This window comes from Rhodoferax sp. OV413, from assembly GCF_900104385.1.
In the GTDB taxonomy this organism is placed as follows: Bacteria; Pseudomonadota; Gammaproteobacteria; order Burkholderiales; family Burkholderiaceae_C; genus Rhodoferax_B.
The window spans coordinates 99227-113372 of record NZ_FNJA01000003.1; the positions used below are offsets into that span (position 1 = coordinate 99227).

The 14146-nt window shown below is 62.6% G+C and carries 14 protein-coding genes; 7 read left to right on the forward strand and 7 right to left on the reverse strand.

All coding sequences use genetic code 11. The annotated features are described in order from the left end of the window. Positions 1-61: 61 nt before the first annotated feature. From BLT66_RS12095 to BLT66_RS12110, 4 genes are all read left to right on the forward strand, one after another. A complete protein-coding gene (locus BLT66_RS12095; RefSeq protein WP_092757975.1) occupies positions 62-973 on the forward strand; it encodes a DMT family transporter in 912 nt (303 codons plus the stop codon). A gap of 13 nt (positions 974-986) precedes the next feature. Further along, on the forward strand, positions 987-1844 hold the full coding sequence (locus tag BLT66_RS12100; RefSeq protein WP_092757976.1) for a sulfurtransferase: 858 nt from the start codon (positions 987-989) through the stop codon (positions 1842-1844). A gap of 87 nt (positions 1845-1931) precedes the next feature. Continuing rightward, complete coding sequence (locus tag BLT66_RS12105; RefSeq protein ID WP_092757977.1) at positions 1932-3488, forward strand: DUF1800 domain-containing protein; 1557 nt, start codon at positions 1932-1934, stop codon at positions 3486-3488. Positions 3489-3499: 11 nt separating this feature from the next. Continuing rightward, the gene (locus tag BLT66_RS12110) at positions 3500-4681 is read left to right on the forward strand and encodes a DUF1501 domain-containing protein (protein ID WP_092757978.1); all 1182 of its coding nucleotides are present in this window, start codon (positions 3500-3502) and stop codon (positions 4679-4681) included. A 25-nt stretch (positions 4682-4706) separates the two neighbouring features. Here BLT66_RS12110 and BLT66_RS12115 read toward each other — a convergent pair whose 3' ends face one another. Genes BLT66_RS12115 through BLT66_RS12135 form a run of 5 tightly spaced genes read right to left on the reverse strand, consistent with a single transcriptional unit; the run spans position 4707 to position 9991 of the window. Continuing rightward, a complete protein-coding gene (locus tag BLT66_RS12115) occupies positions 4707-6221 on the reverse strand; it encodes an ABC transporter substrate-binding protein (protein ID WP_092757979.1) in 1515 nt (504 codons plus the stop codon). Continuing rightward, a complete protein-coding gene (locus BLT66_RS12120) occupies positions 6218-7231 on the reverse strand; it encodes an ABC transporter ATP-binding protein (protein WP_092757980.1) in 1014 nt (337 codons plus the stop codon). Before BLT66_RS12120 ends, BLT66_RS12115 begins: the two co-directional genes overlap by 4 nt. After that, positions 7225-8214, reverse strand: a complete 990-nt coding sequence (locus tag BLT66_RS12125; RefSeq protein ID WP_092757981.1) for an ABC transporter ATP-binding protein — start codon at positions 8212-8214, stop codon at positions 7225-7227. The genes BLT66_RS12120 and BLT66_RS12125 overlap by 7 nt, the downstream gene beginning before the upstream one ends. After that, positions 8211-8996, reverse strand: coding sequence for an ABC transporter permease (locus tag BLT66_RS12130; protein ID WP_218922603.1), 786 nt, complete (start codon positions 8994-8996; stop codon positions 8211-8213). Before BLT66_RS12130 ends, BLT66_RS12125 begins: the two co-directional genes overlap by 4 nt. Positions 8997-9052: 56 nt before the next feature. Further along, a complete protein-coding gene (locus BLT66_RS12135; protein WP_092757983.1) occupies positions 9053-9991 on the reverse strand; it encodes an ABC transporter permease in 939 nt (312 codons plus the stop codon). A gap of 376 nt (positions 9992-10367) precedes the next feature. Between BLT66_RS12135 and BLT66_RS12140 the strand changes: the two genes are divergently transcribed. Further along, entirely contained in the window at positions 10368-11120 is a 753-nt protein-coding gene (locus tag BLT66_RS12140; protein WP_092757984.1) for a helix-turn-helix transcriptional regulator, read from the forward strand. Between the two features lie 78 nt (positions 11121-11198). Next, positions 11199-12092 carry a proline iminopeptidase-family hydrolase gene (locus BLT66_RS12145; protein ID WP_092757985.1) on the forward strand — a complete coding sequence of 298 codons (894 nt, stop codon included), beginning with the start codon at positions 11199-11201 and terminating at the stop codon, positions 12090-12092. An 18-nt stretch (positions 12093-12110) separates the two neighbouring features. Here BLT66_RS12145 and BLT66_RS12150 read toward each other — a convergent pair whose 3' ends face one another. Next, positions 12111-12551 (reverse strand): GNAT family N-acetyltransferase, encoded by a 441-nt coding sequence (locus tag BLT66_RS12150; RefSeq protein WP_092757986.1) that lies wholly within the window; start codon positions 12549-12551, stop codon positions 12111-12113. Positions 12552-12650: 99 nt separating this feature from the next. Further along, complete coding sequence (locus BLT66_RS12155; RefSeq protein WP_218922604.1) at positions 12651-13289, reverse strand: cytochrome b family protein; 639 nt, start codon at positions 13287-13289, stop codon at positions 12651-12653. Positions 13290-13501: 212 nt separating this feature from the next. Here BLT66_RS12155 and BLT66_RS12160 point away from each other — a divergent pair, with 212 nt between their 5' ends. Then, the gene (locus BLT66_RS12160; protein WP_176955038.1) at positions 13502-14137 is read left to right on the forward strand and encodes a TetR/AcrR family transcriptional regulator; all 636 of its coding nucleotides are present in this window, start codon (positions 13502-13504) and stop codon (positions 14135-14137) included. The last annotated feature ends 9 nt before the right edge of the window (positions 14138-14146 follow it).

Consider the following 14146-nt stretch of genomic DNA (forward strand, 5'->3'; position numbering starts at 1 on the left):
CTAGCGCAGTTTCTGCCTGCGCCAGCGGCCTATTTCTTTTAAATTTCTAGAAAGCGCGCCCATGCAGGCCTTGTGGATGGTTTTGGCGGCCTTTGTGTTTGCCAGCATGGGGGTCTGCGTGAAGATCGCCTCTGCCGACTTCAACTCCGCCGAGCTGGTGTTCTACCGGGGCCTGATCGGCATGGCCTTTCTGGCCATCCTGGCGCGCGCCCAAGGTGTCAGCCTCAAGACCCGCTACCCCGGCATGCATGCCTGGCGCAGCACCATCGGCGTGTCCTCGCTGGGCGCCTGGTTCTATGCGATTGCCCACCTGCCACTGGCCACGGCCATGACGCTCAACTACATGAGCAGCGTGTGGATCGCCGCCTTCCTGGTCGGCGGCGCGCTGCTGGCCTGGCGCCCAGGCAGCGGCGCCACCCCGCTGCAGCAAGGCCCGCTGGTGCTGACAGTGATGGCCGGCTTTGTCGGCGTGGTGATGGTGCTACGCCCCAGCCTGGACCAGAACGAGATGTTCGCCGGCCTGATCGGCCTGCTGTCGGGCCTGGGCGCGGCCTTTGCCTACATGCAGGTGATGGCCTTGTCGCGCATCGGCGAGCCCGAGGCCCGCACGGTGTTCTACTTTGCCGTGGGTTCGGCCGTGGCGGGGGGTATCGGCATGCTGCTGGTCGGCCAGCAATCGGACTGGGACTGGGTGGCCGCGGCCTGGCTGCTGCCGATTGGCCTGCTGGCCGCCCTGGGCCAGCTGTTCATGACCCGCGCCTACTCGGGTGCCAAGACCGAGGGTGCGATGCTCACCGTGGCCAGCCTGCAGTATTCGGGTATCGTATTTGCCGCCATCTACAGCCTGGTGCTGTTTGGCGACCGCATCACCGCCATGGGCTGGGCCGGAATGGGGCTGATCACGGCCAGCGGCATTGCTGCCACCGTGCTGCGCTCGCGCGCCGCACCCAACGCCCCGGCCGAAGAACACTGAAAGGACAACGACTATGTACACCACCATTATTTCGGTAGACCAGCTGCAAGCCCTGGAGCACAGCGGCCAGCCTTACATGGTGTTTGACTGCAGCTTTGACCTGGTGCAGCCCGACGCGGGCGAACAGCAGTACCGCGCCGCCCACATCCCCGGTGCGGTGTACGCGCATTTGAACGACAACCTCAGCGCGCTGCACGGCAGTGCGGCCGAATCCGGTGGCCGCCACCCGCTGCCGCTGATGGAAGCCTTTGCCACCTGGCTGTCCAGCGTGGGCTTCTCCAACGACATGCAGGCCGTGGTCTACGACCGCAACGGCGTCAACTATGCGGGCCGCCTGTGGTGGATGCTGAAGTGGGCCGGCCATGCGGCCGTGGCAGTGCTCGACGGCGGGCTGCAGGCCTGGCAAGCTGCCGGCGGTGCAGTCAACACCGGCACCGAGCCCTCTAAATTCACAACAAACTTCGTTCCTTTGCAATCCCTGGCTGCACTGGTAGCTACAGAAACCGTAGCAAACAACCTGGGCCGCCCGACCCAGACCATCATCGACGCCCGCGCCACCGCGCGCTTCAAGGGCGAGGTCGAGCCGCTGGACCCGGTGGCCGGCCACATCCCCGGCGCGCTGAACCGCCCGTTCGGCCAGAACCTCGGCCCGGACGGCAAATTCAAACCCGCGGCCCAGCTGCGCGCCGAGTTCGAAGCCCTGCTGGGCAACCGCGACCCCGCCAGCGTGGTCCACCACTGCGGCAGCGGCGTCAGCGCCAACCCGAACCTGATCGCCATGGAAATCGCCGGCCTCGGCACCACCGGCCTGTACGCGGGCAGCTGGAGCGACTGGTGCAGCGACCCGTCGCGGCCTGTGGCAAAAGGGTAGCCAAAGGCTAAGTAAAGTAAAGCCGGTCATCGGCAGAGGCTGGGCTGGCGTTGCACACTCTGTGTGCCACACAACAGGAGTCTCGCCATGGGAAATCCGCCAATCCGTTGGGCCCCGCCCGCAATCGTGCTCAGCCTGCTGCTGGGCGCCTGCGCCAACCCGGGGCCTACGAAGCCGGTCGCCAGCAGCAGCGCCCGCCCGGCCCCGGTGGAGGCCTACAAGCTCACCAACCGCCTGACCTGGGGCGCCAACCTGGCGGCGGTGGACCAGGCTGAGTCCAACGGCCTGCCCAGCTACCTGGCCCAGCAGCTGCACCCCCAACCCGCCATCCTGCCGCCAGCGGTACAGCAGCAGATCGCCGCCATGACCATCAGCCAGCGCCCGCTGGACCAGCTGGCGCCCGACATGGAGCAGCGCAACAAGGCGGCCAACGCCACCTTCGACAAAGACGAAGACAAAAAAGCCGCCCAGCAGGCCTACCAGCAAGAGATGAACCGCCTGGCCCGCGAGTCCGCCACCCGGCACCTGCTGCGCGCGCTGTATTCGCCCAACCAGGTACAGGAGCAAATGACCTGGTTCTGGCTGAACCACTTCAACGTGCACATGTACAAGGCCAACCTGCGCGCGATGGTCGGCGACTACGAAGACACCGCCCTGCGCCCCTACGCCTTGGGCAAATTCCGCGACCTGCTGGGCGCCGTGGCCCACCACCCGGCCATGCTGCGCTACCTGGACAACGAACAAAACGCCGCGAACCGCATCAACGAAAACTACGCACGCGAGCTGATGGAGCTGCATACCCTGGGCGTGGGCGCCGGCTACACCCAGCAGGACGTGCAGGAAATGGCCCGCATACTCACCGGCGTGGGCGTGAACCTGGGCAGCGAGACCCCAAAAGTGCGCAAGGAACTGCAGGCCGACTATGTGCGCAAGGGCCTGTTCGAGTTCAACCCGAACCGGCACGACTATGGCGCCAAGACCCTGCTCGGCCAGCCGATCAAGGCCCGTGGCCTGGCCGAGCTGGACGAAGCGCTGGACCGCCTGGCCCGCCACCCCGCCACCGCCCACTTCATCAGCCGCAAGCTCGCTCAGTACTGGCTGAGCGACACGCCGCCACCCGAACTGGTGGAGCGCATGGCGCAGAGCTTTCTGCGCAGCGACGGCGACATCGCCGTGACGCTGCAAACCCTGCTGTCCTCGCCCGAATACGCGCAGGGTGCGGGGCAGAAGTTCAAGGACCCGATCCATTACGTGGTATCCGCCGTGCGGCTGGCGTATGACGACAAGCCTATCCTCAACGTCGGCCCCATGCTCACCTGGCTGAACCGCATGGGCCAGCCGCTGTACGGCCGGCAAACGCCCGACGGCTATGCGCTGGACACCGCCGCCTGGTCCAGCCCCGGCCAGATGGCCACCCGCTTCGAGATCGCCAAGGCCATAGGCTCGGGCAACGCCGGCCTGTTCAAGACCGAGGGCCCGCAGCCCATGGAGCAGCCGGCATTTCCGCAACTGGCCACCGCGCTCTACTACCGCGCCGTGGCCCAGACCCTGGGCCCGAACACCCAGACCGCACTGGCCCAGGCCACCTCGCCGCAGGAGTGGAACAGCTTCCTGCTGTCGTCGCCCGAATTGATGCACCGTTGAAAGGTACTTCCATGCAACGCCGCCACCTTCTCCAATCGCTAGCCGCCCTGCCCTTGCTGAATGCCGGGCAGCTGTTTGCTGCGCCGGCCGCGCAGTCGCGTCTGCTGTTCGTCTTCTTGCGCGGGGCCTATGACGCGGCAAATCTGCTGGTGCCGACCTCCAGCGACTTCTACTACGCGTCCCGCCCCGACATCGCAGTGCCCCGCCCGGGCGCCGACCTGAACAGCGCCATCGCGCTGAACGCCGACTGGGGTCTGCACCCGGCGCTGCGCGACACGGTGTATCCACTGTTCCAGAAGGGCGAGGTCAGCTTCATCCCTTTCGCCGGCACCGACGACGTGTCGCGCAGCCATTTCGAGACGCAGGACAGCATCGAGCTCGGCCAGCCGCTCACCGGCCCCAAGAACTACCGGTCCGGTTTCATGAACCGGCTGGCGTCGGTGATCAACGGCGCCGAGCCCATGGCCTTTACCGACAGTCTGCCGCTGGTGATGCAAGGCAGTGTGCAAGTGCCCAACACCGCCCTCAAGTCGCTGGCCAAGCCCGCGGTAGACCCGCGCCAGACGGCCATCATCGCCGCCATGTACAAGGGCACCGAGCTGTCCGGCCGCGTGACCGACGGCTTTGCGGTGCGCGACGAAGTGGCCCGCGAACTCAGCACTGAAATGATGGCCGCCAGCCGCGGCGCCATCAACGCCAAGGGTTTCGAGCTGGAGGCCCAGCGCATCGCCCGCCTGATGAAGGAGCGCTACAACCTTGGCTTTGTCGACGTGGGCGGCTGGGACACGCATGTGAACCAGGGTGGCGCCAGCGGCTACCTGGCCTCGCGCCTGGAAGAGCTGGGCCGCGGCCTGGCCACTTTTGCGCAAGAAATGGGTCCGGCCTGGCGCAACACCACGGTGGTGGTGGCCAGCGAGTTCGGCCGCACCTTCCGGCAAAACGGCAACCGCGGTACCGACCATGGCCACGGCTCGGTCTACTGGGTTCTGGGCGGTGGCCTGCACGGTGGCAAGATCGCCGGCGAACAACAGAAGGTGGAACAAGCCACCCTGTTCCAGAACCGCGACTACCCGGTGCTCAACGAATACCGTGCGGTGATGGGCGGCCTGTTTGCACGGCAGTTTGGCTTGAGCAGCAAGCAACTGGACCAGGTGTTTGCGGGCGTGAAGCCGCTAGACATCCGGCTGGTGTGAGCCAGCAGCCGGGCGTCTTTGAAAATCACTTCTTCACGGTATCTTCCAGGAAGAAGCGGCCGAGCGGATTCTGGTAGAAGCCGGTGATGTTTTTACGGCTGACGTTGCGGTAAGGGCTGTAGTACAGGTCGATCCAGTTCACGTCGGCTTTGGCCATCTTCTGCAGATCGACATACATCTGCTCCCGCTTCTTGGCATTCATTTCCAGACGCGCGGCGGCCACCAGGGCTTTCACCTTGTCGTTCTGGTAACGGGTCATGTAGTTCAGATTGGAATCATGGCCCAGCGTGAAGGTCGTCTTCTGGTCGGGATCGAGAATGTCGTTGGTCCAGTACATCACCGAGATGTCGTAGTCACCGGCCACCAGCATGTCCCAGCTTTGGCTGGGGTCCACCTTTTGCAGATTGATCTTCACGCCCACTTTGGACAACTGCTGCTGCAAGAGCACGGCGATTTGCTCGTCCACCTCGTCGCCTGCATTGACGAGGTATTTCAGGTTCAGATTGGAGGCGCCCGCATCGGCCAGCATTTTTCGGGCTTTGTCAGGGTCGTAGGGTCGGCGCAGGTTGTCGGCGTAGTGGTAGAGCGCGCCTTTGGGAATGTAGGAGTTGGCGACCTGGCCATAACCAAACGAGACCGTCTTGACGATGGTTTCTTTGTCAATCGCCATGTCCAACGCTTGCCGCACTGCAATCTTGCCCAGCGCGCCATGCGAATGGTTGATCAGCAGATGGTCTTCGCGGGTGGATACGTCCAGGGCTACTTTCAAGTTCGCATCTTTCTGCAGTGATGCAATCCGCGAGAACGGCACGCTCAAGGCGGCGTCTAGTTCGCCCGCCTGGACCTTCAGCATGCGGGTGTTGTCGTCAGGGATGGTGAGCCAATCGACGCCGTCCAGCTTGACCTTGTCGGCCTGCCAAAAATACGGGTTTTTGACCAAGGCAATTTTTTCGCCGCGGGTCCACTTCTTGACGCTGAAGGCGCCAGAGCCGATAGGGCTTTCGGCAAACTTCTCTTCTCCCGCGGCCTTCAAGGCTTTCTCAGAAATCACGGAAGCATTCGGCAAGGCCAGCTGCGACAGGAATGGCGCGGAAGGCGACTTCAGGGTGATCACCAGGGTGTGGGCATCTGGCGCTTTTGCGGTATCGATGATGCTGTAGGAGTCGCGCCAGAGCGAGCCCTCGTTGTCACGAATGCGCAGCAGGCTGAAGGCGGCATCGCCGGCCGTCACGGGTGTGCCATCGGAGAACTTGGCGCTGCGGATTTTGAGGGTGTAGACCTTGCCGTCGGGCGAGATCGTCCAGCTCTCGGCCACACCTGGCTCCAGCTTGGTGCCGGTTTTATCCACCCGCACCAAGGGATCAAAGACATTGGAGAACACCCAGTTGTCGGCGTTCTGGGCCGACTTGATCGGGTCAAACGTGGTGCTGTCTTCGCGCCGGCCAATGCTCAACACGCCCGCTGCCTGCGCAGCCTCGTTGGCCAAGCAAGCCAGCAATAGCAGGCCCACGGCTGCCGTCTTAGTCAGTCTTAGTTTCATTTCACAACTCCTTGGTTAACGAACTCGCCACCACTGCGATCCAACACGCAGGCGTAGCCATGGTCGGCAAAATGCCGGGTTTCGGGGGCACTCCCACTGCGGCATTGCGCCTGGGCTACCGGGCAGCGGGGGTGGAAAGCGCACCCAGCAGGCCGCGCAATCGGGCTCGGTGGCTCGCCAGCCAAGGCACTGTCGGCCAGGGTTTTGTGGGGGTCAATTTCGGGGATCGCAGCAATCAGCGCAGCGGTGTAAGGGTGGCGCGGCTGGCTGAACACGACTTCGACGGGCCCTTCTTCCACGATGCGCCCCAGGTACATCACCGCAACGCGGTCGCACAGGCGGCGCACGATCGCGAGGTCATGGGCGATGAACAGAATCGTCAAGCCCTTTTTTTCACGCAGAGTCATCAGCAAATTGATGATCTGGCCCTGGATCGACACGTCCAGCGCCGACACGCATTCGTCCGCAACAATCAGTTGGGGGTCGATTGCCAAGGCCCTGGCAATACCGGCACGTTGGCACTGGCCACCGCTGAGGGCGTGGGGCCGGCGTTTGCCATGCTCAGGACGCAAGCCAACCTCGGCCAATAGCTCGTCCACCCGCGCAGGTATGCGGTCTTTGGGGACCTTGCGGTGGACTCGCAGTACTTCTGCAATGCTTTCACCAATGGTTTGCCTGGGATTGAGCGAGGCAAAGGGGTCCTGGAAAACCATGGCCATTTGCTGGCGCATATGCGCCATATCGCTTCTCAAACCGCCGGTGATGGGGCGCCCCTCAAAGCGAATGCAGCCGCCGCTGATGTTCTCCTGCGGCAGGATGATGGCGCGCCCCAGCGTGCTTTTGCCACTGCCGGACTCACCCACCAAGCCGAGAATTTCTCCCTTGCGCAGTTGCAGATGCACGTCGCTCAGCGCGTGCAGCCAACGTTTCGCCCCAAACAGCGCGCCCGCAACCGGGAACTTGACCGACAGCGCATCGACCTCCAGCAAGGGCCAATGGGCGGTCAGCATGGCGCCTCCGATGTGTGCAAAGCGCCTAAGGGATGGTGGCAGGCGGCGAGGTGCGTGGCGTCCGTGGGTGATATGCGCATGGTGGGCTGTTGTGTCTGGCAGTCTTGCGTGGCGCGCTGGCAGCGTGGATGAAAGCGGCAACCTGTCGGGAAATGCTCGGCCACGGGTGGCTGGCCATCGATGGTGACAAGCCTGCCACGCCCTCCTTCGCTGGCGGGCTGGCAATCAATCAACCCTTGCGTATAGGGGTGGAGTGCGCCTGCCAGCACCTGGCGTTTGCCGCCGGTCTCGCACAGGCGCCCGCCGTACATCACGGCAATGCGGTCACAGGTTTGCGCTACCACGCCCAGGTCGTGGGTGATCATCACGATGGCAACACCCAGTGTGTCGCGCAACTCCATGAGCAAGCGCAAGATTTGCAGCTGCACTGTGACGTCCAGCGCGGTGGTGGGCTCATCTGCAATCAGCAGCTTGGGCTCGGGCGCAAGTGCTACCGCAATCATTGCGCGCTGGCGCATACCGCCTGAAAACTCGTGCGGGTAACTCTTCACCCGCTGCGCAGGATCGGGGATGCCCACCTTGCGCAACAGGTCCACGGCGTCGGCCATCGCCTCGCGCGCACTCGCTCCAAAATGCAGGCGCCGGCTTTCGGCAATCTGCGCACCGATGCTCATGATCGGGTTCAAGTGGCTGGAGGGATTTTGAAAAATCATCCCGATCTCGCGCCCGCGTACCTTCGCCATCTGGCGTTCGGTCATGGCCAGAATATTCTGTCCCTGCAACAGGACCTCGCCACCCGCAATCCGCAGTGCATCCGGGGGCAGCAGGCGCATCAAGGCGCGGCAACTCACGGTTTTGCCGGACCCACTTTCGCCCACCAATCCGAGCATCTCGCCAGCCTTCAGGTTGAAGGAAACGTCATCCACCAACGCAATGCCTTGCCGATTGGCAACACTGAGATGAGAAACCTGCAGCAGCGTCATGTACGCTCCCCCAGCTTTTCGCCAATGCCGTCGGCCAGCAGGCTGAATCCCATGGCCAGCACCACAATCGCCAACCCAGGAAATGTCGTGATCCACCAGGCCGTGGTGATGAAACTTTGCCCCTCTGCCACCATCACGCCCCACTCGGCCGTGGGCGGCTGCACACCCAGGCCGAGATAGCTGACGGCGGCCCCGCTGAGCAGCACCAGCACGCAATCCGACATGGAGAAAACCAGCGCACTCGCCAACGCGTTGGGCAACAGATGGACGAACAGGATCCGCAGGTGGCTATAGCCCAGGCTGCGTGCAGCCAAAATGAAATCCTGGTGCTTCAGCGTCAACACCTGCGAGCGCACCAGACGCGCATAAGACACCCAGCCCACCAATGCCATCGCAATGTAAAAACTGATCAACCCCGGGCCCAGAATGGCGATGATGCCCAGCATCAATACCAAGAAAGGGAATGCCAAAACGATGTCAATGCAGCGCATCACCAGGGCATCTACGGCGCCTCCCACGTAACCCGAAAATGCGCCAAGTGTCGTACCCAACATGAAGGGAAAGATGACGCCAACAAGGCACATCTGCAGATCCACCCGCGCACCCCAGATCACCCGGGAAAAGATGTCTCGGCCAAAGTTGTCCGTACCGAAGAGATAGTTGCCGCCTGGCGCCAGCAAGCTGGCGGTCGGGTCCAGCGCGACGGGATCGTAGGGGGCAATCCATGGTGCAAAAACGGCCAGCAACAGCCACAACAGGATGATGGCAGCCCCAAAAACCAAGGTGTTCTGGCGTGGCAGCCAGCGCCGGCCAACACCTTGCAATGCATTTTTCGTACTCATAACTTGACCCGTGGATCAAGCGAAACGGTGGCCAGATCGGCCAGCAAATTCACCAGCACCGTGGCCAGCGCAAACACCAGTACGACACCCTGCACCACCATGTAGTCGCGGCTGAAGATGGCCTTGACCAGCAACTGCCCCATGCCCGGAATGGCAAACACGCTCTCGATCACCACGGTGCTGCCGATCAACCATCCGACATTGACTGCCAGCAGGTTGATGGTGGGCACCAAAGAATTGGGCATGGCGTGACGCCAGAAGATGCGCGACACGGGCTGGCCTCGGGCCCGCGCCGCAGTGGCGTAGTCACTGCCCATTTCCGTGATCAGGCTGGCACGCAGATTTCGGATCAGCACCGCCGCCAGTGCCAGCGCTACCGTCAGGCAGGGCAGCACCATGTGGTGCAGTTGCTCCCCCCAGGTATCGCCGTAACCGGATACCGGAAACCACCCCAGGGTGATGCTGAACAGCAGAATCATCATGATGCCCAGCCAGAAGGCCGGGAACCCCAGGCCGCCGGTCGACACCAGCCGTATCAGGTGGTCCGCCAGCTTGCCTTGGTTACGCGCGGCTATGGCGGCCATCGGTATGGTCAGCAGCACCGCCAGCAGTACGCTGCCGCCAATGAGCCACAGAGTAGGCTCCATGCGCGAAAAAATCAGCTTCAGGGTATCGACCCGGTAAATGATCGATTTGCCCAATTCACCGTTGAGCAGGTTGCGCAAGAAGTAAAAGTATTGCAGCCACAAGGGCTCATCCAGCCCGAACTGTGCCCGCACCCGGGCCAGTGCAGCAGGCGTGCTGCGCACGCCAAGCAGTATGCGGGCGGGGTCGCCAGGGATGCTGCGCACCATCACAAAAGTCAGCAAGCTGATGCCCAACAGCACGGGCAATAGCTGGAGCGGACGGAACAGTAGAAAACGATATCGGTGCATATTCATTCTTTCGCGGCAGGCAGATGGCCCAAGCCTCCGTGCGCTATCGGTTTCATGTTCCGTGCCAACATGCTATGCATGCTGTTGGTGCAAGGCTGCTGCAGGCGCTGGCTGGACGCACCAAGAGCGATCACACGACTGAATCCTGGCTAACTGCACACGCATACACCTCCCGGCTTACAGAGGCCACCAGCGGCCCCAGACTTATTGCCAATGTAAGGGCGGCTTGTGCCGTGGGGTAGATAGCAAAAATGCTAGTTTTCCGATGGGGCGAAGCGGGCGGTCACCGTGGCTTGGCACCTGAATTGCATGGGTAGCAATGCTCTTACTCTGTAAATTTGAGAACCGTTGTCCATGATGTTTTTGGAAGATCGCCATGAGTATCAGAATCACCCATAGCCCTGCCACACAGGCCCATACGCTGCGCCAGTCCTTCGCTGAGCTGTACCAGCAGACGTCCCGGCTGGGGTATGACGCGATGATTTACGACTTCACTCCTGTGCCGTTCTCGATGGAGGGCGACTTGATCACCCCCTCCTTGTTGCACATGAACAATGTGCCTACCGACATGCTGTCTCTGTGGAGCGAGCACGGCTATTACCAGGCCGATCCGGTGCAGACCTATGCACTCAAAACCTGCGCCCCCTTTGTGTGGTCATACCAGCGCCCGGAGGAATCCGCATTGCGCGTAGTTCTCACCGAGCGGCACCAACCCGTGCTCGACTACATGCGCGACAACCAGATGCCCTGCGGTGCCACGGTGCCCCTGCATTTGCCCGGTGGAGGCTTCGGCACCATCACGGGCATCGCCATTGGCACCCAACAGGAAAGTGCGCTGGCTGAGACTTTGGCCGAGCTGAGTTTTATTGCCCACTCTTTCCAGGAATCGGTCTTCCCACTGTTCGACAGCGAGATGCTGACCTGCCAGCATGTGCGCCTGAGCAAGCGGGAGCGTGAATGCCTTGCCTGGTCGGCAGAAGGCTTAACCGCCAAAGAAATCGCCCGCAAGCTGTGCCGTTCGGTAGCAACCGTGAGCCTGCACCTGAATACCGCCACCCGCAAGCTGGGCGCCAGCAACCGGGTACAGGCCGTAGTGCGCGCCATGCACTACCGCCTGCTCGAACACTGAAAATCTATCAAATTTGCTAGCTAGCCCCGTGGTCTGGGCTGTTTTATCTTGCTGCTATCCATACGCACAGGAAAAAACATGTACTCCATCAGTGAAGGCTATGCCGCGTTTCAAAACTACCAGACCTGGTACCGCATCTGCGGCGATCTGCGCAGCGGCCAAACGCCTTTGGTTGTAGCCCACGGCGGCCCAGGTTGCACCCACGACTATGTAGACGCCTTTCGGGAGATCGCCGAGACCGGCCGCGCAGTCATCCACTACGACCAACTGGGTAATGGGCGCTCCACCCACCTGCCGCACAAGCCGGCTGATTTTTGGCAAGTGCCCTTGTTTCTGGATGAGCTCAGCAATCTGCTGCTGCACCTGGGCATTGCCGACAACTACGCACTCCTAGGGCAGTCCTGGGGCGGCATGCTGACCGCCGAGCATGCGGTGCTGCGCCCCATTGGCCTGAAGGCCGCCGTGATTGCCAACTCTCCTGCGTCCATGGCCCTGTGGTTGCAGGCTGCGGCCCGCCTACGCGCAGCATTGCCAGCAGACGTACAAGCGTGCTTGCTGGAACACGAAGCCGCAGGCACTTTGACCAGCGATGCCTACCGTGCGGCCAGCCAGGTGTTTTACCAACGCCATGTGTGCCGCCTTGACCCGTGGCCCGCAGAAGTCCAACGCACCTTTGACGCCATGGATGCAGACCCCACCGTGTACCACGCCATGAACGGCCCCACGGAGTTCCATGTCATCGGCTCCATGAAGGACTGGAACATCATCGACAGGCTACACGCGATTGCAGTGCCTACGCTGCTCATTTCTGGCCGTTACGACGAGGCAGCCCCCGAAGTCGTGCAACCCTTCGCCGACCATATTCGGGCTAACGAATGGGTGATCTTCGAATCCTCCAGCCATATGCCGCATGTAGAAGAACGGAGTGCATGCATGAAAACGGTTTCCGATTTCCTGTCGCGTCACTGTTAAGGCTACGGTTCGACAGGCTCAGCCCAGCAACTTGCGGTACTGCACAAAGCCGCTCTTGTCGGCCACCTGGTCGTACAGCTGCATGGCCTGCAGATTGCTCTCGTGGGTCAGCCACCAGACGCGGGAAGCATGGTCATGCTCGGCGCTGGCGTAGACGTGTTCGATCAGCGCCCGGCCCACACCCTTGCCGCGCAGGCCGGGCTGGGTGAAAAGGTCTTGCAGGTAGACATAGTCGCCCGCCGTCCAGCAGCTGCGGTGAAAGATGTAGTGCACCATGCCGACCAGTTCGCCGTCAATCTCGGCCACGGCGCAGTGCATGGGCTCGCGGGAGTCCAGAAAGCGCGCCCATGTCAGATCGGTCACCGCATCGCCAATCTCCGCCTTGTAGAAAACCTGGTAGCCCTTCCACAGGGGCAGCCATTGCGCGTAATCGGCCGCTTCGGCCATTCGGATGTTCATGCGGGTACTCCAGATTAGATAGGCCAAGCCTACGCCCAAGCTGGCACCATGGGTAGATCCAAGCTTGGCCAGAAAGATGGAGCCACGCGCCGTCTGCGTTCACACTGCGCGCCGGCGCACCAGCCACGGCCACAGGCGCAAGCCCAGCGCCGCCAGCAGGATCAGCACCGGCACCGCATAAGCCCCCGACTGCGGCAGACGCTTGCCGAAAGTCACCATGAAACTGGCCCATAAAAAATACACGCCGCCTGTATGCAGCCAGCGCCAAGCGCGCGGGCCCAGCCAGGCGGCGCTGCGGTCAAAAGAGGTGGCGGCCATCGCCACGATGAAGGCGTAGCCTATATAGCCCGGCACCGGGTTGCTCTGCACCAGATGGACCTGGAAGGCCAAGGGGTCGAGCAGCGCAAAACCCGCAATCGCACAGGCGTGGATGGCATGCGACACCGCCATCGCCAGCCCCAGCTGCCGGCGCTGGCTACACAGCCATTTCGACCAGACACCCGGCCACAGCCGTGCCTGGGCCGACGCGGTAAACGCCAATACGAACAACAGCAGCGAGCTGCGCGCCGTGGCGCGGATCAGCTGGCGCATGCCGGACGCATCGGGCATCAAAACCAGAATCAGCGCCGCCATGGCCAGTAGCGCCAACGACAGGCCGGCTAGCAGGCCCCAGTGCGACCCATTGGTTCGGTGTGCGGTGGTAGAGAGTCCCACCAGCGGGGAAACAGGTTTTGTCATCACAGTCCTTAACGTGAAAGAACTTTCATGACTCGGGGTGCTCTGCCCCCAAGTACATGAAAGTTAGTGCCCGGCACAGTGCCGAGCTGGGCCGCAGACTAAGGGCTTTGCCACGCGCCGTCGAACCGCGTTACAAGGTGCTCACATTGCAGCGCAAGTGAATACTGGCTTCTGGCCATATGATGAAAAACGCTCACACTATGGACGCAACCATGCCCACGCCCCGCGCCTACCACCACGGCAACCTGCGCCAGACCTTGCTGAATGCGGCCGTGGAGTTGGCCGAAGAGGTGGGGGCCGAGCACCTCAGCCTGCGCGAACTGGCCCGCCGCGTCGGCGTGGCGCCCAGCGCTCCCTACCGGCATTTCGCCTCGCGCAAGGCCTTGCTGACGGCGGTAGCCGAAGAAGCCACCGAGCGCTTGCGCATAGGCATGCTCACGGGCGTGGCCGCCCACCGGCAGCAAGGCCTGGAACAACTGCAGGCGCTGGGCGAGGCCTATCTGGACTGGGCCGAGCAACACCCGATGCACTTCCGCGTGGTGTCTGCCCGCGACCAGATCGACTACGCCGTAGCCAGCGGCATGGCGCAGCGCAACCAGGAGCTGCGCGACCTGACGGTGCAGGCGCTAACGCTGGCCCAGCAGCAAGGCGCTGTCCAGCGCTTCGATCCGCAAACCCTGGCCGTGCTGGCCCGCGCCACCGTCTACGGCCTGGCCCGCATGCAGACCGACGGGCATTTCGCGCAATGGGGCGTGGACCCAGCGACCGGCTGGCAGAGTGCACGGGAGCTGCTGGGGGTGTTTGTAGGCTTGCTGGCAAAGACGGGAGAAGCGACGCAAAAAGGCTGAGCTACCCAG